Origin of the sequence: Marinobacter changyiensis, from assembly GCF_009193265.1 — a bacterium.
Lineage (GTDB): Bacteria > Pseudomonadota > Gammaproteobacteria > Pseudomonadales > Oleiphilaceae > Marinobacter > Marinobacter changyiensis.
Genome location: NZ_VZZZ01000007.1, coordinates 1 through 22,830, shown reverse-complemented (window position 1 = coordinate 22,830; position 22,830 = coordinate 1). Strand labels below are relative to the sequence as shown.

Here is a 22,830-nt window from a genome sequence, read left to right as displayed (position 1 = left end):
ATGACAGTCAAGAATCGTTTCGGTCTAACGCTTTCCGGGAAGCAACGGGGATTCACTCTGATTGAGGTTTTGATCGCTGTAGTCATCCTGGCGATCGGGCTTCTAGGCGTAGCTGGAGTGCAAGTGGTCTCGTTACAACAAACTAACAACTCATTTTTACAGACAAAAGCAAACCTGCATGTTCAGGATCTTGCGGAGCGTCTTAGATTGAATGGAGGAAGTCCGCTTTCGGCCGGTGATGTGACTGAACTTGAAAAGAAGGTCAAGACCAGTTTGGGAGATGATTCGACGGTCCAAATTACTTTTGACGGATCTCTTGCAACTATTAAGGTGACCTGGGAAGAGAGGGTGCCGGTTTCCCAAGAGTCTGGCGGCACCCAAACCAGATCTCTGGTAGTTGAGGCAACGGTGGCGCCTTTATGAGCATCACGATTGATAAAAAGCAGCGCGGATTGTCTATCGTAGAGTTGATGATCGCTCTTCTGCTGGCGTCACTGCTGACCGCGGGACTGGTGCAGATATTCACCAGTAACAGCCAGACGTCACGAGTGAATGAGTCCAGTGCCAGAGTGCAGGAATCTGGTCGCCTGGCATCGGATATTATGGCCCGAGTGATCAGGAATGCGGCCTACTTTGGCTGTACGAACCAGGTGAGAATCAACATCATGCTTAAAGCCGGTTCGGTTGACCTTGACAGTTTTACCACCGGGATTGACGTCGAATTTAATGTAGCGGCAGGCAATGTCTGGGGCGCGGTAGAGGGTTCAGATGTCCTGTTTCTTGGCGGTGTGAATACCAATGCGGCGTTGCGTACCACCGATCAGACCCCAGTTAATAGCGCGACAATCTTTACCGGGGTGAATCCCCAGGATTATGTCGATGAAGGGGATATTTTGTTAATCAGCGATTGTCGTTTCGGGGACATATTTCAGGCAACACAGGTGCAAGATAACGCCATTGTTGCGAATACCGGCGGTTCAACCGTGCCCGGAAACGCCACCCAGACGCAGAGTGAATACCCCTCGGGCGCAACGGTGTTTCGCCCCCAGAGAAACGCTTTCTACGTCCGTGAAAATGCGGGGTATCGGTCCCTTACGCTGAATCCGATGGTCGTCTCGGCCGCCTCCGGAGAAATCGTCGGCAATCTCGCAGGCGCCGAGGAATTGGTGGGAGAGGTCTATGACATGCGGGTGCGCTTAGGAGTCAGAGCTGGCGAGGACCCGCCTGAGGATTCGGTCGTTGGGAGTTGGGCGACGTCATGGGCGGGGATTGCCAGTGAGGAGGACGTAATTGCTTTGCAGCTCAGTATACTGACCCGATCACCCCAGGATAACGTCGTCGATGTACCTCAGTCATTCTGTTTCCCGAGTTGGTTCAGCTGCACGGGTACGGCTCCTGCAGCATTACTAACGATGCCAGACCGTCGCCTGTACAGGGAATTCAGCATTACCACCGGAATCAGAAGCCGTTTGCAGTGACGGGTAGGAGAGAAACTTTGATGATTGCGATGAGATCCAGGCAACACGGTGCGGTTCTGTTTATTTCACTGATTATTCTTTTGGTGCTGACCATTCTGGCAATATCCGGCATGCAGGGCAGCGTGATGCAGGAACGAATGGCGGGCGCCCAGTCCGAGGGTATATCCGCCCTGGAGGCGGCGGAAGACGGAGCCCGAGTGGGAGAGTTATGGGTTAAGGATAATGTGCTCACATTTTCGGATTTTGATAGCACTGGCGGCCTGTACGATCTTCGGGACGAGACTAAGCGCGCGCCCAGCCCCTACGATGAAACGACCTGGACTTCTGAGAAGGTGAAAAGTGGCAATCCGATAGGAGGAGTGACGCCCGTGTATTTTGTCGAGTATCAGGGCCTGGGCTTTGCCGAAGACCAGCTTGCCGACGGAGTTATCGGGGGCTACAACCACGAGAGTGGCGCGGCCAACATTCACGCCTTCAGGGTAGTCGCGAGGGCGGAAGGCCCTTCGGGAAGGGCCCGTCGAATAATTGAAGTGTATTTCACCAAGCAGATTTAAAGTTATGGGAGACATGGCTATGAGCCCTGGCAAATCGAAGATTGCGGCGTTTTTTTTGGGGTTCTGCCTTTCCCTGTCGACTGGGCAGGTGGCAGCGGTTGAAGTCTCTCAATCGCCGCTTTTTGTGAGCAACACGGCGGAACCGAACATTCTGTTCATCCTCGATGACTCGGTCTCGATGACGCTGGGCTTCCTGCCGGATGAATTGGGTAGCCGCATCTCCGGTGAGGGTTCACCGTGTCCGGGTGGCATTTACGCGGGTGTTCTGACCTGCTACGTCCCCATCGTCGGTAATAAAGCTGCCGTTTCCCCAGACACCAATCAAATCTACTATGATCCGGATGTGACGTACGCGCCGCCTCTAATGCCTGATGGCACGCCTTTTCCGCCCTCAGATTATCTTGAAGCACCGGTAGATGGGTATGATGTTGAAATTGTTTCGGCTGATCCACTGACTGATCCACTGACCCTAGAAAACCGCTCCGAGAAAGTGAATTTAGCCGACAACTATCGCGCAATCATGGATACCCGTTTTCGGCAGGAGACGGTCTGTATCAACGGTGCCTTCAGGCTCGAATCCAATGGAAATATATGTCCGTCCGGTACTCCGGTCGATCTCGTCGGTTATGTCATTGGCGATGCAAATCCTTCAGGGGTCAGCGGCATCGGCGGCTTCTATTTTAAAAGAAAGCTTGACGGCATACCTGATGGGGTCGATTGTGCGGCGACCTTCCCCGACGACGCGTGTTTCGAGAGAGTATCGATAGGCGCAGCGGAGGAAACAAATTTTGCCAACTGGTTTTCTTACTACCGCAATCGCCAACTTCTGAGTCGTGCCGGGATTACTGAGGCCTTTTTTGATCAGTCCGAGAATCTGCGCCTTGGTTATGGCGCCCTGAACAGCTCGGGCACCCTCATTGACGGTGTGCAACCTTTTGTCGGCGCTTCAAAAACCGATTTTTTTTCATGGTTGCAGGGTGCGGAGGTCATAGAAGGCGCCGACGCCATCGAAAGCACGCCTTTACGCAAGGCGTTGCAGGACGCGGGCGACTATTTCAGTCGCACTCCCAACACCGTGGGCAACAACCCCTGGCGGACAAATCCGGAAAGCGGGGAAAACCCCGAGTATCTGGAATGCCGGCAGAGCTTCGCCGTTCTCATGACAGACGGAGATTGGAATGGCAGCAGCCTCACCGACGTGGGAAACTCGGACGGCGTGAGCGGAGTTTCAATAAACGGTCCCAGCGGTCGAAGTTACCAATACGGACCTAGCGATCCGTTCCAAGATGGGGTACCTGGCACCCTGGCCGACGTTGCCATGGCGTACTGGAAGAATGACCTTCAGCCAGAAATTGCGAACAGGGTGCCAGCGTCGGCGCGGAATCCCGCGTTTTGGCAGCACATGACGACCTACGGCGTAGGGTTTGGTGTGATCGGTTTGATTGATCCGGATGTCGCTTTTGATGCCATCGCGAATCCTGATGGTTGGGCTGGTTGGCCTGACCCAACCCCCAGTTCAAAAATTGACGATCTGCTTCACGCATCGGTGAACTCCAGAGGCGGCTTCTTCAGTGCCTCCGACCCGACAACCTTCGGCGATCGGCTCAACGAAACCATCGGCCAGATTACGGAGGCGGTCGGCAGCGCCTCCGGTATTACCTTCGATACGGCGACCCTGGAACAGGATTCCCTGCTGTTTTCGGCCCGGTTTGATTCGCGTTACTGGGACGGCGATCTCGACGCCCGGCCGCTGATTTTTAACCCGGGTGATGATGAACCGACCATTGGCGCACCGGAGTGGTCCGCTGCCGATAAACTCGATGCCAGGGACTACACCAGCCGTTTTATAGCAACATACAACGGTGCGGCGGGGGTGCCTTTCCTCTGGGATAGCTTGACGGACACCCAGAAGGCGGATCTTTCTTTCGGTGAGGCACCACAATCGGATGCTGCGCTGGCATTGGGCACAGCTAGACTGGCGTTTCTGCGGGGAAAGCGGTTCGAGGAAGGAGGCGATTTCCGAGTGCGAGGAAGCCGGCTCGGTGACATAGTGCATTCGACCCCTGTAAGAGTGTCTGATCCGGCGAGTGGTTGGCCGGACACTGACCTTTTTGGCGAACTGAACAATCGATATTCAGACTTTAGGGCCGCAAACGTAGGTCGAACACCCGTGATTTACGTTGGGGCAAACGATGGAATGTTGCACGGCTTCAAGGCGACGGTAGATGGTGGGGATGAACTGATGGCCTATGTCCCCGGATCGGTGTATTCCGATACGGCCTCACAGGGCCTGCATCAGCTGACCAGCACCGGCTATATTCATAAGTACTATGTCGATCTATCTCCATTGGTAAGTGATGTTTTCACGAAAGGAAGAACGGCCGACGGGACTATAACCAGCGCCCAGGACTGGAGAACCGTCCTGTTCGGCGGTCTGAGGGCCGGAGGGCGCGGAGTCTTTGCGCTCGACATCACCGACCCGACCAAATTCAATGAGACTTCTGCGGGACAGCTGGCTCTATGGGAGTTTACCGCCGATCCCTCGGATGCCGTCAATCCCTCCCAGGAGCTCATTGACTCCGACGCGCTCAGGAAAAACCTTGGCCAGAGCATTCAACCGCCTCAGGTGGCACTGGCAGACTGGGGGAATGGCGATTACCGCTGGACGGCCTTCGTTGCGAATGGTTATAACGCCAAAGACAATGACGGTAACGACATTGATAGCACCGGCTTTTTCATGATCGATATCGAGGGCGGTATCGGCAGCCCTTGGCTGGTAGGAGACAATTTCGAATATATACAATTTTCCAGCGCAGGTGGCGGACTCTCCCCGCTCACTCTATATGATTCCGACGGCGATCGTATTGTGGACCGGATCTATGCTGGAGATACGGCGGGTAGAATGTGGGTTGCAGAAGGCGACAACACTGGGTGGGCTTCTTCATACCGCAGCAGCGGCATCGATTCGCCCCTGTTTACCGCGCCCCTGGTTGGGGACCCTGCGATAAGCCAGGCGATTACATCCGCTCCGATCGTGATCCCGAATGCCGGACAGAAGCCTGCAGGCAACTCGCCGGATACTTACGTGATCTTTGGTACCGGCAAGTATCTGGGTCTTGGCGATATTTCGGATAACCGGCAGCAGGCGGTTTATGCTGTCCGGGACTTAGGGGCCGGTGGTCGTACAGTCGATAATCTTGCCCAGCGCTCGCTTAGGGAGGTTCAGAACTTTGAGGGTGGGGATCTTGACGTTTTGCTATCGGAGGCGGACTCAGCATCAAACGCAACCTCAGACAACCTCGGCTGGTATGTCAATCTGTTTGAGGCCGGTGAGCGGGTAACTCTGGCTCCCCAAGTGCGTGGGCGTTATATCTTTGTAACCAGTATCATTCCGTCGGCGAACCCCTGCGTTGCGGGCGGTGAAAGTCGTTTGATGGCTTTCGGTCTGGATGGCCTCACTCCCGATAAGGCCGTCTTCCTCTCCGCCCTTGGCCCGGTCTCCGCCTTCAAGAAAATTGATGGTATTGCCAATGATCCCGCCTTTCTGGGTGATTTTTTGTTCACCCCGACGTCGGGCGGTGGTGAACCCGACGTCGAGGGTGTGGATGTCGGTAATGTCTCCGACAATCTTGGAAGACAGGGGTGGCAAGAATTGATCGAGGACTGAGGAGCGTTATGGTTTAGGCTTTACTGGGTGTTGCGGGTGCCAGTCTGGTCCCATACAAATTATCATTTCCCTTTAGGCCAGGAGATCAAGTCTTGGTAGAGCTCGGGAAAGGATGAATCGCAAAGGCAAGTGCATAGTCGTCTGGGGCAAAAGATTAAACCGGTCGCGCATGTTTGAGGAGAAGCAGTAATGGTTCCAAGCTATCGGATTGATCGGGGCTTCACGCTGATTGAGTTGATGATTGTCGTTGCTATCATCGGGATCATTGCAACGATTGCTTATCCCTCCTACGTAAGCCAGGTGGAAAGCACCAGGCGAGCTACCGCACAGAGCGAGTTGATGGAACTGGCCCAATGGATGGAGCGCCGGCACACCAATGGTTTCGACTATCGGGAGGATGGAAACGCTCCTACGCTTCCATTCACCAAATCGCCAAGGGAGGGAAGCGCCACTTTTTATAACATTTCGTTTAGTGTTGGTAGCGTCAGTCGGAATTCGTACGTACTTCAGGCCGTTCCGTCCAATGCCCAGGCTAGTGACAAGTGTGGAGCCCTGACGCTATCTTCTACAGGTGCCCGTGGAGCCGCAGCTGCTGACTGCTGGTAATCTGAAGTATTTCAGTTAGGGGCATAATACCGGCGAACCGCTGGCATCTTCTACGATTCCGTCTTCGTTAGAGTCCGTCGCTAACCTTGCCCGACCGCCCATATTGATAATGACCTGAGTGGCTTTGGTGGCGTTTTTGTCGTTTGGGCACCATAAGACGCTGCCTATGGCATGTTTTGCGAAGCCAGTTGCATTAAAACTGAAGTATCTACGATTGGCTGTCTTTCCATGCCATGTGCCGCCTGACAAAGATTGCAGGTGCCTGATTACCGAAGTGCTATCGGTGACTTTTCGTGCTTTGAGGGGATCTCTGAAAGCGGTCACCGGATTCCTCCAGTCTTTGGTGCATTGGCCCGTGTCATCAATAGGGCATAAAGTGACAGTCACAGATTCAGCCACTGCGGTAGAACGCGCAAGATTAATTGCTCCGACCAGATCGTTTACGGCGGATTTCTTGTGGGCTTCATCGACCAGATTGCCCAATGACGGTAGAACTTGACCAGATACGATCACAAAAATGGTTATAACGATTAGCAACTCGATAAGCGTGAAGCCGCGGCTGCAGGTACCGTGTGGATAATTTTTCATTGTTAGACTTCCTTGTTATCTTGAGAGCATCCTGCTCTGAAAGTAAGAATTTTATCAGCAGTTTTGGGGCTTTTGTAAAGTGTTTCTTAATTTGTGATCTCTACCTCACTTCACTCCATCCCCAACTTCTTCAACTTATACCGCAACGCCCTGAAACTGATCCCCAGTCTCTTCGCCGCTGCCGTCTTGTTCCACCGGGTGGCTTCCAGGGCTTTCTCGATGGCCTGGCGCTCGATAGTTTCCAGGTAATTTTCCAGGTCCAGCTCTCCCTCTGGCAACGCTATTGGCTGTGATCCGGTATCACTTGCTGACAGAGTCTGTTCCTCCGGCGCAACCGGGGCGCTGCCCAGTTGGAGTTCAGTGGCGTCGATGTCATCGGAGTCACACAGGGTGAAGGCCCGTTCGAGGATATTTTCCAGTTCCCGGACGTTACCCGGAAAGTCGTAAGTTTGCAGCCGGGCGATGGCGCTGTCGGTCAATCGGGCCGGTTCGCACTCGTAGTCCTGGGCGATGCGCTGGAGGATGTGACTGGCCAGCAGGGGTATATCACCAGCCCTTGCTCTCAGCGGTGGCACCGTGAGCTCTATGACGTTGATTCGGTAAAACAGGTCCTGCCGGAAATGGCCGGACTTGACGAGTTCGTACAGATTCTTGTGGGTCGCGCTCAGAACTCGGATATCGACCGGAAACTCCTTCGACTCGCCCACCGGGCGCACCGCTTTCTCCTGAATGGCCCTCAGCAGTTTCACCTGCATTGCCAGGGGCAAGTCCGCCACTTCGTCCAGAAACAGGGTACCGCCGTTAGCCGAGCGAAAGAGACCGTCTTTGTTGTCTATCGCGCCCGTGAAGCTGCCTTTCTTATGGCCGAAGAATTCGCTTTCCATCAATTCGGAGGGGATGGCGCCGCAGTTGACGGCGATAAACGAGCCTTCGTGGCGGGGCCCTTGTAGATGAATCATTCGGGCCACGAGCTCCTTGCCGCTGCCGGATTCTCCGCTGATAAAAACCGGCGCCTGGCTGCGGGCAAGTTTGCGGGTTTGCTTGCGCAGCCACTGGATTTCAGCGGAGGTGCCCAGCAGCAGGCCTGGCTCGTCCGGCTCACTGATATTGTTGCCAATCGGTTCGGAAAGCTTGAGTGCGCTGTTGACCAGCTCCCTGAGTCGCGGGAGTTCCACCGGCTTGGAGACAAAATCAAATGCGCCGGCCTTGAGCGCTTCGATGGCGGTGTCCATGCTGCCATAAGCCGTAATCACGGCAGCGGGCGTATTGGGACAATGCTGTTGAATCCATTGCACCAGCTCAATGCCATTGCCATCGGGAAGGTTCATGTCGGTCAGGCATAGGTGCACCGTTTCGGCACCAAGCAGCGCTTTAGCCGATGTCACGTCGGCGGCGGTGTGCGTGGTAATGCCCATGCGGCCCAGGGTGATCTCAAGTAAATCCCGAATATCCGGTTCGTCGTCAACAATCAGCGCTGTGTATCTGGTCATCCGTTACAATCTCGTGCGTGTTGTTTGTGGATCCGGGCGTAAAACGCCAAGCCTGCCTATGCTATATAAGCCGACCGTGGTGGGCAAAGGTAATCCTGAAGCAGCAACCGGGTTGGCCGTTTTCAAGCAGGGCCAGGTGGGCCTGATTAGACTCGCACAGTTCCCGGGCCAGATAAAGGCCGAGGCCGGTGCCGCTTTTGTCCGTGGTGTAAAAGGGTTCGAACACGGAACCGCGCTGCTCCTGGCTGATGCCTGGGCCGTGGTCCCGGATATCGAGAAAGGCTCGCTCACCGTCAGCCGTGGCGCCGGCGGTGATCTCAATGTGGGGTTTGCCGGAGTGGGATTGGCTGTAACGAAGGCCGTTATCACAGAGATTGATCAAAACCTGTTCCATTTGACTGCGATCGAAGCGGGCGAGGGGTAAATTCTGCCCGATGTTAAGCCCAATGCTGCTCGGTTGTTGATAACTGGCGTTGACCGTTTGTCGGTAATCCTCGCAGAACTCCTCCAGCCACGCTGCCAGATCAACCAGTTCACTGACCACCGGCTGGCGCCGGGACAGGTCGAGTACATTTTCGATAATGCCGTTCACCCGGCGGGAGTGGCGCTGAATGATGTCGAGCATTTTACGGTCGCCATCGTCCAGGTGTCGCGATTCTGCCATCAGCTGGGCTGCGTGGCTTATGGCGCCCAGCGGATTGCGTATTTCATGGGCGATGCCGGCAGTGAGTCGACCCAGGGAGGCCAGTTTCATTTGCTGGGCCTGTTGGGTGACTTTGCCGATGTCTTCAATGAATACCAGAATCTGATCCCCTCGCTCCTGGTGGAGTCGCGTAAAGTTGGCCTGAATCATTGGCGACAGCGGGCTGACCTGAAAAGGTTCGGCTCGGCTCAGGGGGTTTTGCAACCATTGTTCAAGGCCACGTCTCAGGGGCAGCGGCATCGGGTTACCCCGGGCAGCGGGAGAATTATGGTTGGGCTGGTTGCTGCCGGATAGCAGCTCGTTGGCGGCGGCATTGGCAAGCCGTATCTGGCCGAACCGGTCGGTCACCAGTATGCCGGTGCGCATTCTCTGGATAATCTGACGGTTGATCTGCTCAAGCTCCATGATGCTGAGCGCCCGGGAGCTGGCGAGTTCTTCACTTCGGACCATACGGCGGGTGATATTCTGCAGCACGAAAGCGGCGGCGAAATAGAGAAGCCCGAGAGAACCTGCTCTGACAATGTCATCAGCACCCTGGTCCATCGTCAGGGCAGACCAGCTGGAAATGCCCAGCGAGCAGATGGCGGCGAGTGCCGCGTAGAAGATGCCCATTCGGCTGGGGGTCAGGATGTTGCCGGCGGCAACTGTTACGATCACCAGATTGGCCAGCCCGCTGGAAATCCCGGTGCTGAAGAGCAGCAGCCCGTGCATGATCACCACGTCCATAAGGATGGACCACACAACATGGCGCTGCTGGGGTTTGAAACCTGCCACCATCAACAACGCTATGAACAGGTTCAGCGCCAGATAGCTGACGACGCTGGCCTGATAGTAATCCAGCATGCGGTAGCGGCTATCAACCCCGTCCAGATCCACAAACAGCAGTACGACCAGGACGAGGCTGACGACCAGTCGGTATTGATTGTAGATGCGGAACAGGCGGCCGCGCTGGTCCTGTTTTTCCGAGCTCTGCCATAAAGTGTCGTCGGGCGGACGCGTCTCAGCCATGGGGGTGGTTCTATCCGGTTGAAGTCAGTGGGCCCAAAACGGGAAATCCAGCGAGTGACAGGGTTATAATAGCCTTTTAACGGCAACAAGTTACAGGAGCAGAGTATGTCCGCACCGTCCGATGTCCAGCCCAACGCCGGTTCACCGATCAACCTCAGGGTGGTCATGGCACAGCTGGACTTTCTTGTTGGCGACATACCCGGGAACACCCGAACCGTGATTGAGGCGGCGCACCGGGCCGAGGACGAATACAGCGCCGATATTGTGGTGTTTCCGGAACTTTGCCTGACGGGCTACCCGCCCGAAGACCTGCTGTTGCGGCCCAGCCTTGATCCCAGAATTCACACCGCGGTGGAGGAGTTGCTGGCAGAATCGTTTACCTCCACCCTGGTGGTTGGCCTGCCCATCCGCGAGGGTGGGTTGCTTTATAACGGCGCCGTGGTGATTTCAGGTGGTCGGGTTGTTGACCGTTACTTCAAACAATTTCCCCCGAACTATCAGGTCTTTGACGAAAAACGCTACTTTGCCGCCGGTCACCGGACCTGCGTGATGGATATCAAAGGCGTTACCGTCGGGCTTACGGTGTGCGAGGACCTCTGGAGTGACGGCCCTGTGGAAGCCGCGGCTGCCGCCGGTGCCCGGTTGATTCTGAACCTGAACGCGTCCCCCTACGATATCGGTAAGCAGGCCCGACGCAAGGCACTGTTGGAGCGCAAAGCGAGGGCCAGTCAGGTCAGCATTGTGTACGCCAACCTGGTCGGGGGGCAGGACGAGCTGATTTTCGATGGCGGCTCCATGGTGTTTGATCATTCCGGCGTGCTGGCAATGGAGGCACCGCAGTTCAGTGAAGGGCTGTATCCGGTGGATTTTGTCAGTGAGCACCATTGCCAGCCGGTATCCCAGCCTTCCTTGCCGGAGCCCTCGCTGGAACAGAATGTCTACAGTGCCCTGGTACTGGGTGTGCGGGATTACGTCAATAAAAACGGCTTCAAGTCCGCGGTGCTGGGGCTTTCGGGGGGTATCGACTCTGCCTTGACACTTGCGATCGCGGTGGATGCCCTGGGTCCCGACCGCGTCAGGGCGGTAATGATGCCGTTCCGGTACACCTCCAGCATGAGCCTGGAGGACGCCGAAGCGGAAGCACTTAGCCTGGGGGTACAATACGATGTGTTCTCCATCGAGCCAATGTACGACGCCTTCATGACTGCCCTGGCAGAACCTTTCGAGGGCACCACGCCGGACACCACTGAGGAGAACCTGCAGGCCCGCCTCCGTGGTGTGTTGCTGATGGCATTATCCAACAAGTTTGGCTCACTGGTGCTGACGACGGGTAACAAAAGCGAAATGGCGGTCGGTTATTCGACACTTTATGGTGACATGGCAGGCGGTTTTGATGTGCTCAAGGATGTGCCTAAAACCCTGGTGTTCCGGCTGTCAAACTATCGCAATACCGTGTCGCCGGTGATTCCCGAACGGGTAATTACACGGCCACCGTCAGCAGAACTGGCGCCGGACCAGAAAGACGAGGACAGCCTGCCGGGGTATGACGTGCTGGACAGGATTCTGAATCTCTATGTTGAACGGGACTACAGTGCCGATGCCATTATTGCGGAGGGTTTTGACCGGGAGGACGTGTTGCGCGTGACAAGACTGGTGGATATCAACGAGTACAAGCGCCGCCAGGCCCCGATCGGTGTTCGGATTACCGAACGAGGCTTTGGCAAGGACCGGCGCTATCCCATCACGAATGGCTGGAAAATTGGCAACTGAACGGCTGGTCTGCGGCTACTCGTCGCCCATCAGCCCGAAAGTGACCACGCTGCTGAGCGAGCGATCTTCACGGTTGAGCAGGCTGGGCTGAAACTTCATCTCGTCGTCAAAGGCGTCGCTGTCGGGATAGTTCAGGGCAAGTAGCTGGATCGCGTCATTCGCTGCTTTTTTCAAATCCATGAACTGATAGGTTTCTGCCAGAATAATCAGCGCCGTTTCGACCGAGGGCGTGGTTGAGAAATTCTCCACCACATACCGCGCCCGATTGTTGGCAGCTACGTAGGCTTCCCGTTTGATGTAGTATTGAGCCGCGTGAATCTCCAGCGCCGCCATCCGGTTACGGACGGCCACCATGCGCTGCCGGGCATCAGGCGCATATTCGCTGCCGGGATACCGGTTGAGCAGCTCCGAGAAATCCCGGAACGCCTGCAACTGTTCGCCCGGGGCGCGTTCAGAGGGATCAATCGGGAAATAGCGTGCAGCCAGACTCAGGTCGAGATTGTAGGACGCAAGCCCTCTCATATACATCGCGTAGTCGGCATGTTCGCTTTGCGGATTCAGGCGCAGGAAGCGGTCTGCAGCTGCGCGGGCGCCTTCCAGGTCAAGATTCTGGTAGCGTGAGTAGATCAGGTCGAGCTGCGCCTGTTCGGCATAACGGCCGAACGGGTAGTAGGTTTCGAGAAAGTCCAGATTGCGCTCGGCTTCATTGAAGTTGCCGGATCTCATGGCGGAACGGGCATTGTCATAATAGGTTTCTTCCGGCAACACTTCCTCCTGTTGATTGGAGGCACACGCAGCCATCAGTAGAAAAGTGGCCAGTAGTAGTAATCGAAAACCTGATCTCATGCCGGAATCCCGTATAATGAAGGCAACTGCCAAATGGTTCGCCATTGTAGCTAGGATAGTGCCCGATGTGCAGGGGCGATTCAAAATCACTCAGCTATTCTTTCGGCTATTCCTTAAATAGGTAACACTCATCAACGCCTTGGGGCCTGAATGACCTCCGATAACCGGATTATTGCGGATTTTTCCATACCACCCGAGCTCAGCGACCATCGCCTTGATCAGGCGGCGGCTGAGTTGATGCCTGAACATTCCCGCTCACGCCTGCAAACGTGGATCAGGAGTGGCGCCCTGACGGTTAACAGCGAGCAGAGAAAACCACGGGACAAGGTCATGATGGGCGACCAGCTGCATCTTGATGCAGAGCCTGAGGCCCAGGTTACCTGGCAGGCGGAGTCCATCACGCTGGATATCGTCTATGAAGACGAGCACCTGCTGGTAATCAACAAACCTGCGGGGCTGGTGGTGCACCCGGCGGCGGGCCATGCCGACGGTACGTTGGTCAACGCGTTGCTGCATTATGCTCCGGAAGTGGAAAATCTCCCCCGGGCGGGCATTGTGCACCGGCTGGATAAAGATACCTCAGGGGTGATGGTGGTGGCGCGAAGCCTCATTGCTCATACGTCGCTGGTCGATCAACTCCAGACCCGCACCATGGGTCGTGAATACGAGGCTGTTGCCATCGGCACCATGACCGGGGGCGCGACGGTAGACGCGCCCATTGGCCGTCATCCCCGGGAGCGCAAGAAGATGGGCGTGGTGCCCTCGGGCAAACCGGCAGTGACTCACTATCGGGTGCTGGAGCGTTTTGCTGCCCATACCTTTATACACTGCAAACTCGAAAGCGGGCGTACTCACCAGATCCGGGTTCACCTTGCCCACGTGCGTCACCCACTGGTTGGTGACCAGATGTATGGCGGACGGCCGCGACTGCCCAAGGGCAGTACGGAAACCCTGAGAACGATGCTTGCCGGATTCCAGAGACAGGCGCTTCATGCCCGCACGCTGACACTTGATCATCCGGAAACGGGCGAAACGCTCTCATGGAGTGTACCCCTGCCGGAAGACATGCAGAATTTACTGGCGGCGTTGCGCCAGCACGTTCAGGACGTGAAGAACAATGCCCTCTGAATTGCCGGTGATCCAGCCGGACTGGCCAGCTCCGGAAGGGGTCCGCGCCATGGTGACAACCCGCCTGGGCGGTGTCAGCGAGCCGCCCTGGAATACGCTCAACCTTGGTGCTCATGTGGGGGATGATCCCGCCCATGTGGCCGAGAACCGTGGCCGGCTTTGCCGGGCCGCGAAACTCTCCTCGCAACAGTTCGGCTGGCTGGAGCAGGTTCACGGTAACCGGGTCGTCGAATTACCCGTGGTGAATGCGCCACCCGCTGACGCCAGCATCAGTCGCCGCACGGGCGAGGCCTGCGTGATCATGACAGCAGATTGTTTGCCGGTATTGTTCTGTGATGATCGGGGCACCAGGGTGGGTGCAGCTCATGCGGGTTGGCGGGGGCTGTGTAATGGCGTGCTGGAAAAGACGGTAGCCGCACTTGGCGAACCGGGCACATTGATGGCATGGCTGGGGCCAGCGATCGGGCCGCGCCATTTCGAAGTAGGCCCCGAGGTACGTGAGGCGTTTCTGGCAAAAAGTCCCATCGCCTCACAAGCCTTTACTGCATCCGGTGCAAGACCGGGGCATTTCATGGCCGATATTTACCAGCTTGCCCGCCAGAGGCTTGCTGACGCTGGCGTCTCCCGGGTATACGGGGGGCAGTTTTGTACGGTCTCTGACCCCGAGCGTTTTTATTCCTTTCGCCGCGACGGCCAGACCGGTCGAATGGCCAGTCTCATCTGGCTTCATTGATCAGCGTCAAGTTTCTGACTGACGGAGCCTCCCCCCGCTTGAAGTCCCTCGCAGCGCCCCTACATTAAGTATCAAAGCAGCAAGAAACGCTCCACGATCGGGGCGTCCGGTTTTGCGAACTTGATATCAGGAAGCCGAAAAAATGAGAATTGATAAACTCACCAGCCGTCTGCAGACCGCGTTGTCCGAAGCGCAATCCCTGGCCGTTGGCAAGGATCACAACTTTATTGAGCCGGTGCATTTGATGCAGGCACTGCTCGACCAGGAGGGCAGTGGTCTCAAGCCGTTGATCAGGCAGGCCGGTGCCGAGCCGGGCCGCCTTCGGCTGGCGATCGCCCAGGAGATTGAAGCCCTGCCCGAGGTAAAGGGTTCCGCCGGTGACGTCGCCATGTCGAATGATATGGGTCGGTTGTTCAACATCGCCGACAAATTGGCGCAAAAACGCAAGGACCAGTTCATTTCCAGCGAGCTGATGCTGTTGGCGGCCCTGGAAGACCGGGGATCTTTGGGGCGGGTTCTGCGGGAGCAGGGTCTCGGTAAAGAATCTCTCGAAAAGGCCATCGATGCCGTGCGGGGCGGGGAGGCGGTTAACGATCCCGGAGCCGAAGAAAACCGCGAGGCATTGTCCAAGTACACCATTGACCTGACCGAACGTGCCGAAGCCGGCAAACTGGACCCGGTTATCGGGCGGGATGACGAAATCCGTCGTACCATCCAGGTGCTTCAGCGCCGTCGCAAGAATAATCCGGTGCTGATCGGCGAGCCCGGCGTTGGTAAAACTGCCATTGTCGAGGGCCTGGCCCAACGCATCGTCAACGGTGAGGTGCCCGATGGTCTCAAGGATAAGCGGGTACTGTCGCTGGATATGGGATCGCTGATTGCTGGCGCCAAATTCCGCGGGGAGTTTGAAGAGCGGCTGAAAGCCCTGTTGAATGAACTCTCCAAACAGGAAGGACAGATCATCCTGTTCATCGACGAAATTCACACCATGGTCGGCGCCGGTAAAGCCGAGGGTTCCATGGATGCGGGTAACATGCTCAAGCCGGCACTGGCCCGCGGCGAACTTCACTGCGTGGGGGCCACGACCCTGGATGAATACCGACAGAATATTGAAAAGGACGCGGCCCTTGAGCGCCGGTTCCAGAAGGTCCTGGTAAACGAACCCACCGAAGAAGACACCATAGCCATTCTGCGTGGGCTCAAAGAGCGCTATGAAGTACATCACGGAGTTGAAATTACCGATGGCGCCATCATCGCTGCCGCTCGGTTATCCCATCGGTACATCGCCGACCGTCAGCTGCCGGATAAGGCAATTGATCTGATTGATGAGGCTGGCAGCCAGATTCGTATGGAGATGGATTCCAAACCGGAGCCACTGGACCGCTTGGAGCGACGACTGATTCAGCTGAAAATCGAGCGTGAGGCATTAAAGAAAGAAACCGATGCCAATTCCATAAAACGCCTGGATGAACTGAAAGAAGTCATTGTCAAGGTCGAGCGTGAGTATGCCGATCTTGAAGAAATCTGGAATACCGAGAAAGCGGCACTTCATGGCTCCCAAAAGATCAAGAGCCAGTTGGAGCAAGCCAGAATTGATCTGGAAAACGCTCGCCGGGCTGGAGATTTGGGCAAAATGTCCGAGCTTCAGTACGGCCGTATTCCGGAACTTGAGCGGCAGCTCGATATGGCCAGTCAGGCCGAGATGATGGAGATGACACTGCTCCGCAACCGGGTAACCGACGAGGAGATCGCCGAAGTGGTCTCCAAGTGGACCGGCATTCCAGTATCGAAAATGCTGGAAGGCGAGCGGGATAAACTGATGCGTATGGAGGAGGCGTTGCACGCCCGGGTAATCGGCCAGGACGAAGCGGTCGAGGCCGTGGCCAATGCGGTGCGCCGGTCCCGTGCAGGGCTGTCGGATCCTGCCAGGCCCAACGGCTCGTTCATGTTCCTGGGCCCGACGGGCGTAGGTAAAACCGAGTTGTGCAAGGCGCTGGCAGCCTTCCTTTTTGACACCGAAGAGGCCATGGTGCGGATCGATATGTCCGAGTTCATGGAGAAGCATTCCGTGGCGAGACTGATTGGCGCACCTCCGGGCTATGTGGGGTATGAGGAGGGCGGCCATCTGACCGAGGTTGTTCGACGTCGGCCCTATTCCGTGCTGTTGTTGGATGAGGTGGAGAAAGCCCATCCGGATGTTTTCAATATTCTGTTGCAGGTGCTGGACGATGGGCGTCTGACCGATGGCCAGGGCCGGACGGTGGATTTCCGCAATACGGTTATCGTGATGACCTCAAACCTTGGCTCCGACATCATTCAGGCCAAAGCGGGTGAGGAGAATTACGAGAGTATGAAACGGGCCGTCCTGGAAGTGGTCGGTACCCACTTCCGGCCCGAGTTCATTAACCGGGTTGATGAGGTCGTGGTATTCCATCCGTTGGCAGAAAGCCAGATCCAGAGCATTGCCAAAGTCCAGGTAGAGTTACTGAACAAGCGTCTGAAAGAGCAGGAAATGTTACTGGTGCTGGATGAGCCTGCAATGGCCATGCTGGCAGCAGTCGGTTATGACCCGGTCTACGGTGCCCGGCCTCTCAAGCGGGCAATTCAGCGGCTGATCGAGAACCCGTTATCCCAGAGCCTGCTGCGAGGTGATTTTGTTTCCGGTGATGTGATAACGGCAACGGTCGAAGACCACAAACTGGTGTTCGTGAAAGGCCAGGCCTGAGGTAGTGTTCTGGTAGTAAGACAAAAACGGCGCCTCCTGAGGCGCCGTTTTTGTTGAAGTCAGATGCAGCTTCGAAAACTGCGCAGCGTTTATTCGGCTTCGGGGCTGCAGTTGTCGTCTGCAATTTGCCGGAATTTCTGGCGCTGCTCCTCGATTTCTTCCGGCGCCAAATAGCGTTGTTCACCGTTATCTTCTACCCGGATCCGGGCATTCGAGTTGATCACTTTCAGGTTACTTTGCGCGGTTTCGCAATTTGCCTTGCGCTGTTTCTGTCGGGCTTCTTCAACGGCTGACAGGTTGGCACGCTCGGCCCGTTCTCCCCGTGAGTCGTCAATCGCCCGAACCTGTTCTTGCGCGCTTAGGGTCTGCCCGCCTGAATTGGTGGATCCGGTTTTGATGTTGACCGGCTCCGACTTTATGCCTGCGGGTTGGCGATCACCAAAGTGGGGAATGCCATTGTCATCGATCCACTTGTACACGGATGCTGCCGATGTAAGGGCGGGCGCCACAATCAGCATAATAGACAGTACAACAGTTTTGATTATCATGAATCCACTCACAAGGATGTTGGCTGAAAACGACCTACAAATCAGGCCAATGCGCAGAGCTTCCTCTATAGTGCCATTAATAGTGCCATTCGGTTTTCAGATTTTCCCAAGCTTAGTTCAAAAATTGGTATAAATGAACGTGTTCAACAGCGCTAAACGGTAAGGGAATGTTGTGCTCGCTATTGACAGGGAGTTTCCCGCTGTCAAAATTACCGATTGCCTGAAAGCAGGGGCTAATACGGCAGGCAACCCCGAGCAGTATTCCCCATTGATTACCACACTGAACGCTCTGTGTCTTGCACACGGAAATGGTTGCATTCGTTTGTAACCCGTTGATTGGCCGTCCTCCGTAACCCTCAGGAGAGCACGGTTGGCCAGGAGACAACCTCTCGTCTAATGGTGTGGCAGAACATCCGGCAGAGCTTTCACAAGAAGCTTTTGCGTCGGGTATCCAGGCAACCGGGAGAGTTCCCGGCACATTCACTCGCAATAGAGGGTATTTAAACGTGGAGCTATTGTCTGGCGCCGACATGCTGATTCGATCCCTTCAGGATGAAGGCATTGAATACATTTACGGCTATCCGGGTGGGGCGGCATTGCATATATATGACGCGCTGTTCCGGCAAGATAAAGTCAAACACATTCTGGTTCGTCACGAGCAGGCTGCAGTCCATATGGCTGACGGCTATGCCCGCGCAACCGGAAAACCGGGCACCGTGCTGGTTACTTCGGGTCCCGGCGCAACCAACACGATTACCGGTATCGCAACCGCCTTCATGGATTCCATCCCGATGGTCATTCTGTGCGGTCAGGTTGCCTCTACGCTGATTGGTGAGGACGCCTTCCAGGAGACCGATATGATTGGCGTCTCCCGGCCAGTGGTGAAACATAATCTCAGCGTGCGCCACCCCGATGAAATTCCGGAAGTGGTGAAAAAAGCCTACTACATTGCAGCGACAGGGCGCCCGGGGCCGGTAGTGATCGATATTCCCAAGGATATGACCACGCCGAACGAGCGGTATGAGTACCAGTATCCCAAGAAAATGAAGCTGCGCTCCTATAACCCGGCCATCCGCGGCCACGCCGGTCAGATCAAGAAAGCTGTCGATATGATGGTGGCGGCCAAGCGTCCGATCATTTATGCCGGCGGTGGCGTGGTTCTGGGCAAGGCTTCGGAGCAGCTGATCGAGCTTGCCCACATGCTCGGATTTCCGGTTACCAACACCCTGATGGGGATCGGAGGCTTCCCGGCTTCCGACAAGCAGTCTATCGGCTGGCTGGGAATGCATGGCACCTACGAATCAAACATGGCTATGCACCATTCCGACCTGATCCTCTGCGTCGGTGCGCGGTTTGATGACCGAGTGACCAATGCCACCGAGAAGTTCTGTCCCGGTGCTCGCATTGTCCACATCGATATTGATCCGGCATCAATCTCCAAGACCATCAATGCGGATGTTCCCATTGTGGGTCCGGTGGATTCCGTGTTGAAAGAGATGATCGGACTGGTCAGGGAAAACTCTGTCAAACCTGATGAGGAGGCGCTAATAGCCTGGTGGAAGCAGATTGATGAATGGCGTGCCTTCCACGGTATGCGCTATGAAAAAAGCGATACCTACATCAAGCCGCAGGAAGTTATCGAGGCAGTCTGGCGTCTTACCAACGGTGATGCTTATGTCACCTCCGATGTTGGCCAGCACCAAATGTTTGCAGCGCAGTACTACAAATTTGACAAGCCTAACCGCTGGATTAACTCGGGTGGCCTGGGAACCATGGGCTTTGGGCTTCCGGCGGCCATGGGTATCAAGCTCAACTTCCCTGAACACGAAGTCGTTTGTGTGACCGGGGAGGGCAGCATCCAGATGAACATCCAGGAACTGTCTACCTGCAAGCAATACAATCTGCCAGTTAAAATCGTCAACCTGAACAATCAGGCGTTGGGGATGGTGAAGCAATGGCAGGATATGAATTATGAGTCCCGTCACTCCCAGTCCTACATGGATTCGTTACCGGATTTCGTCAAGCTTGCCGAGGCCTATGGCCACGTTGGCATCCGGATCGATAAAAAAGAAGACCTTGAGCCGATGCTCAAGAAGGCCTTCGCGATGAAAGACAAGCTGGTGTTCCTCGATATCTATGTTGATCCCCATGAGCACGTTTACCCCATGCAGGTAGCACGCGGGTCGATGAAAGATATGTGGCTCAGCAAAACGGAGAGGGTCTGACACCATGCGTCGCATCATATCTGTATTGCTGGAAAATGAGCCGGGAGCGCTGTCTCGGGTTGTAGGACTGTTCTCCCAGCGCAACTACAACATCGAGACGCTCACGGTAGCCCCAACGGAAGATGAGACTTTGTCACGTCTGACCGTGACCACGTCCGGCTCTGATAAGGTTATCGAGCAGATTACCAAGCAATTGAACAAGCTGATTGAAGTGGTCAAGTTGGTGGATCTCACCGAAGGCGCCCACATCGAGCGTGAGCTCATGTTGATCAAGCTCAAGGCCACCGGGTCCCAGCGAGCTGAAATCAAGCGAACTGTGGATGTCTTTCGCGGCCAGATTGTTGACGTCACCACATCGGTTTACACCGTTCAGTTAGCCGGCAACAGCGACAAGCTGGATGCGTTTATACAGGCGGTCGGCACGGCGGGTGTACTTGAGGTTGTGCGTTCCGGGGTCTCCGGCATTGCCCGTGGCGAAAAAGTACTGAGTTTGTAACGCTCCCAGTGAGCTTATTCTTTCTACTGACCGCAAGGTCAGATAACGAAAACAGAGGCTAGTTATGCAAGTTTATTACGACAAAGATTGTGATCTCTCCATTGTCCAGGGCATGAAAGTCGCGATTGTGGGTTACGGCTCACAGGGTCACGCGCACGCCAACAACCTGAAAGAATCCGGTGTTGAGGTTGTGGTTGCCTTGCGCGAAGGTTCCTCCTCGGCTGCCAAGGCCCAGGCGTCTGGCCTAACGGTCAAGAGCGTCGCTGCCGCGTCGAAGGAAGCTGACATCGTCATGATGCTGGCACCTGATGAAAACCAGAAGGCCATTTACGAAGGCGAAATCGAGCCGAACCTGAAGCAGGGCGGTGTTTTGGCTTTTGCCCATGGTTTCAACGTGCATTACAACCAGATTGTTGCCCGTAAAGACCTGGACGTCATTATGATTGCTCCCAAGGCACCGGGTCACACGGTTCGCACCGAATTCACCCGTGGCGGTGGTATTCCTGATCTGATTGCCATCCATCAGGATGCATCAGGCAATGCGAAGAACGTTGCTCTGTCCTATGCCAGTGCCATTGGCGGCGGCCGTACCGGTATTATCGAAACGACCTTCCAGGATGAGACCGAGACCGATCTGTTCGGCGAGCAGGCCGTGTTGTGCGGTGGTACTGTTGAGTTGGTGAAAGCGGCGTTTGAAACGTTGACTGATGCTGGCTACGAGCCGGAGATGGCTTACTTCGAGTGTCTGCACGAACTCAAGCTGATTGTTGATCTGATGTACGAGGGCGGTATCGCCAACATGAACTACTCGATTTCCAATAACGCGGAATTCGGCGAGTACGTCACCGGACCGGAAATCATCAACGAGCAGTCCAGGGACGCGATGCGTAATGCGCTCAAGCGTATCCAGAGTGGCGAGTACGCCAAGATGTTCCTGCAGGAAGGTCACACCAATTATCCGTCCATGACAGCGCGTCGTCGTCACAACGCTGAACATCCGATTGAAATCGTCGGTGGAAAGTTGCGTGCCATGATGCCGTGGATATCAGCCAACAAGATCGTCGACAAAGAAAAGAACTGAGCCGGTTGGTTTTGAGAGAAGCGCGGCCCAAGGGCCGCGTTTTTCGTTATGGGGCCCGCTCAGATAAAGTTTATTGATTGCGTTATAATGCACCGACATGAATTTCAGGAAGGATGCCATGACAGAGAACAAAGATGAATCTGCGCAAGCAGCCACGCCTGAGCAGGAAATAGCGCACGGCGAAGTTGTGGAAGAAGAGTTGGTTGAAGGGACGCCGGTCCGTAGAAGGGGGATATATTTGCTGCCGAACGCATTGACCACGGCATCTTTATTCTCCGGCTTTTACGCCATTGTATCCGCTGCCAATGGTGTTTTTGATAATGCTGCCATTGCTATATTCATCTCGATGATCCTCGATGGGCTGGATGGCCGCGTTGCGAGGATGACGAATACACAAAGCAAATTCGGCGAAGAATATGACAGCCTTGCTGATATGGTTGCTTTTGGCGTGGCGCCGGGACTGGTGGCCTTTTTCTGGTCGTTGAATGGGCTTAACCAGTTTGGCTGGGCCATTACTTTTATCTATGTGGCAGGTGCCGCTTTACGTCTTGCCAGATTCAACACCCAGATCGGCTCGGTGGATAAGAAATTCTTTGTGGGGTTGCCAAGCCCTTCTGCTGCGGCTGCTGTTGCAGGCCTGGTCTGGTGTTTTCATGCCTATGAGCCGTCCACCTGGCTTACGCTGCTGACCATCATTGTGGTGGGGGCCTCGGGAGTACTGATGGTGAGCAACGTGCTTTACCGAAGCTTTAAAGACCTCGACCTGCGAGGTCGCGTGCCGTTTGCTACTATTCTGATTGTTGTGCTGGCGTTTGTAGTGATAGCGCTGGACCCGGCGACCGTGCTGTTTGCAGTTTTCCTGATTTATGCCTTGTCCGGCCCATTTAGTGCACTGACAAGGAAATCTCGTCGTGCGCCAGGGGTTTCAAAGTGAGCGTTTGTTTTCCGCAAGGGTGATTAGTCAGGTAATGCGCTTTTTATGGGTGTTTTTTGTGCAGATTGGTTGTTGAGTAACCGGCGCTGTAGGCACAAACCGAAATAATTGGCAAAGAGTTCAAATCCCCGTTGACACTGAGGTGGGTGTCTGTAGAATGCGCATCTCGCTTGGGGGACAAGGCCGGAAGGGCCAGCCGCCAAGCGGGTGTTAAGCGGTTGAATTGGTTATTATTAAACGATTCAAAATA

General features: G+C 55.4%; 19 protein-coding genes. 13 read left to right on the top strand and 6 right to left on the bottom strand.

Going from position 1 to position 22,830, the window contains the following annotated elements:
- The 5 genes from pilV (at position 1) to F6Y09_RS17955 (ending at position 6,305) form a co-directional block, all read left to right on the top strand.
- Positions 1–423 (top strand): type IV pilus modification protein PilV, encoded by a 423-nt coding sequence (gene pilV / locus F6Y09_RS17975; protein ID WP_246180601.1) that lies wholly within the window; start codon positions 1–3, stop codon positions 421–423.
- Positions 420–1,478, top strand: coding sequence for a PilW family protein (locus F6Y09_RS17970; protein ID WP_152208337.1), 1,059 nt, complete (start codon positions 420–422; stop codon positions 1,476–1,478). The genes pilV and F6Y09_RS17970 overlap by 4 nt, the downstream gene beginning before the upstream one ends.
- Positions 1,479–1,498: 20 nt before the next feature.
- Positions 1,499–2,032, top strand: a complete 534-nt coding sequence (locus F6Y09_RS17965; RefSeq protein WP_152208336.1) for a pilus assembly PilX family protein — start codon at positions 1,499–1,501, stop codon at positions 2,030–2,032.
- Between the two features lie 19 nt (positions 2,033–2,051).
- Positions 2,052–5,699: a pilus assembly protein gene (locus F6Y09_RS17960; RefSeq protein ID WP_179959464.1), complete on the top strand. Its 3,648-nt coding sequence runs from the start codon at positions 2,052–2,054 to the stop codon at positions 5,697–5,699.
- A 189-nt stretch (positions 5,700–5,888) separates the two neighbouring features.
- Entirely contained in the window at positions 5,889–6,305 is a 417-nt protein-coding gene (locus tag F6Y09_RS17955) for a type IV pilin protein (RefSeq protein ID WP_152208334.1), read from the top strand.
- Positions 6,306–6,320: 15 nt separating this feature from the next.
- Here the strand turns inward: F6Y09_RS17955 and F6Y09_RS17950 are convergent, their stop codons facing one another.
- The 3 genes from F6Y09_RS17950 to F6Y09_RS17940 form a co-directional block, all read right to left on the bottom strand.
- Positions 6,321–6,893 (bottom strand): GspH/FimT family pseudopilin, encoded by a 573-nt coding sequence (locus F6Y09_RS17950; protein WP_152208476.1) that lies wholly within the window; start codon positions 6,891–6,893, stop codon positions 6,321–6,323.
- Positions 6,894–7,003: 110 nt separating this feature from the next.
- Positions 7,004–8,383 (bottom strand): sigma-54-dependent transcriptional regulator, encoded by a 1,380-nt coding sequence (locus tag F6Y09_RS17945; protein ID WP_152208333.1) that lies wholly within the window; start codon positions 8,381–8,383, stop codon positions 7,004–7,006.
- Between the two features lie 61 nt (positions 8,384–8,444).
- A complete protein-coding gene (locus F6Y09_RS17940) occupies positions 8,445–10,094 on the bottom strand; it encodes a sensor histidine kinase (RefSeq protein WP_152208332.1) in 1,650 nt (549 codons plus the stop codon).
- 105 nt (positions 10,095–10,199) lie between these two features.
- Between F6Y09_RS17940 and F6Y09_RS17935 the strand changes: the two genes are divergently transcribed.
- Entirely contained in the window at positions 10,200–11,864 is a 1,665-nt protein-coding gene (locus F6Y09_RS17935; protein WP_152208331.1) for an NAD+ synthase, read from the top strand.
- A 15-nt stretch (positions 11,865–11,879) separates the two neighbouring features.
- Here the strand turns inward: F6Y09_RS17935 and F6Y09_RS17930 are convergent, their stop codons facing one another.
- On the bottom strand, positions 11,880–12,710 hold the full coding sequence (locus F6Y09_RS17930) for an outer membrane protein assembly factor BamD (RefSeq protein ID WP_152208330.1): 831 nt from the start codon (positions 12,708–12,710) through the stop codon (positions 11,880–11,882).
- 150 nt (positions 12,711–12,860) lie between these two features.
- On the opposite strand from F6Y09_RS17930, the gene rluD reads away from it, so the two are divergent.
- The 3 genes from rluD to clpB all read left to right on the top strand — a co-directional run bounded on the left by rluD (position 12,861) and on the right by clpB (position 17,296).
- Positions 12,861–13,838: a 23S rRNA pseudouridine(1911/1915/1917) synthase RluD gene (rluD, locus tag F6Y09_RS17925; protein WP_152208329.1), complete on the top strand. Its 978-nt coding sequence runs from the start codon at positions 12,861–12,863 to the stop codon at positions 13,836–13,838.
- A complete protein-coding gene (pgeF, locus tag F6Y09_RS17920) occupies positions 13,828–14,571 on the top strand; it encodes a peptidoglycan editing factor PgeF (RefSeq protein ID WP_152208328.1) in 744 nt (247 codons plus the stop codon). The genes rluD and pgeF overlap by 11 nt, the downstream gene beginning before the upstream one ends.
- A gap of 142 nt (positions 14,572–14,713) precedes the next feature.
- On the top strand, positions 14,714–17,296 hold the full coding sequence (clpB, locus tag F6Y09_RS17915) for an ATP-dependent chaperone ClpB (protein ID WP_152208327.1): 2,583 nt from the start codon (positions 14,714–14,716) through the stop codon (positions 17,294–17,296).
- An 89-nt stretch (positions 17,297–17,385) separates the two neighbouring features.
- Here clpB and F6Y09_RS17910 read toward each other — a convergent pair whose 3' ends face one another.
- Positions 17,386–17,844: a DUF4124 domain-containing protein gene (locus F6Y09_RS17910; protein ID WP_152208326.1), complete on the bottom strand. Its 459-nt coding sequence runs from the start codon at positions 17,842–17,844 to the stop codon at positions 17,386–17,388.
- A gap of 506 nt (positions 17,845–18,350) precedes the next feature.
- On the opposite strand from F6Y09_RS17910, the gene F6Y09_RS17905 reads away from it, so the two are divergent.
- The 4 genes from F6Y09_RS17905 to pssA all read left to right on the top strand — a co-directional run bounded on the left by F6Y09_RS17905 (position 18,351) and on the right by pssA (position 22,580).
- On the top strand, positions 18,351–20,069 hold the full coding sequence (locus F6Y09_RS17905) for an acetolactate synthase 3 large subunit (RefSeq protein WP_152208325.1): 1,719 nt from the start codon (positions 18,351–18,353) through the stop codon (positions 20,067–20,069).
- A gap of 4 nt (positions 20,070–20,073) precedes the next feature.
- The gene (ilvN, locus tag F6Y09_RS17900; protein WP_152208324.1) at positions 20,074–20,565 is read left to right on the top strand and encodes an acetolactate synthase small subunit; all 492 of its coding nucleotides are present in this window, start codon (positions 20,074–20,076) and stop codon (positions 20,563–20,565) included.
- 64 nt (positions 20,566–20,629) lie between these two features.
- Positions 20,630–21,646, top strand: coding sequence for a ketol-acid reductoisomerase (ilvC, locus tag F6Y09_RS17895; protein ID WP_152208323.1), 1,017 nt, complete (start codon positions 20,630–20,632; stop codon positions 21,644–21,646).
- 118 nt (positions 21,647–21,764) lie between these two features.
- Entirely contained in the window at positions 21,765–22,580 is an 816-nt protein-coding gene (pssA, locus tag F6Y09_RS17890; protein ID WP_179959463.1) for a CDP-diacylglycerol--serine O-phosphatidyltransferase, read from the top strand.
- Between the two features lie 43 nt (positions 22,581–22,623).
- Here the strand turns inward: pssA and F6Y09_RS20380 are convergent.
- Positions 22,624–22,830 (bottom strand): hypothetical protein (locus F6Y09_RS20380; protein WP_218944205.1); only part of this gene is annotated, 207 nt, incomplete at its 5' end.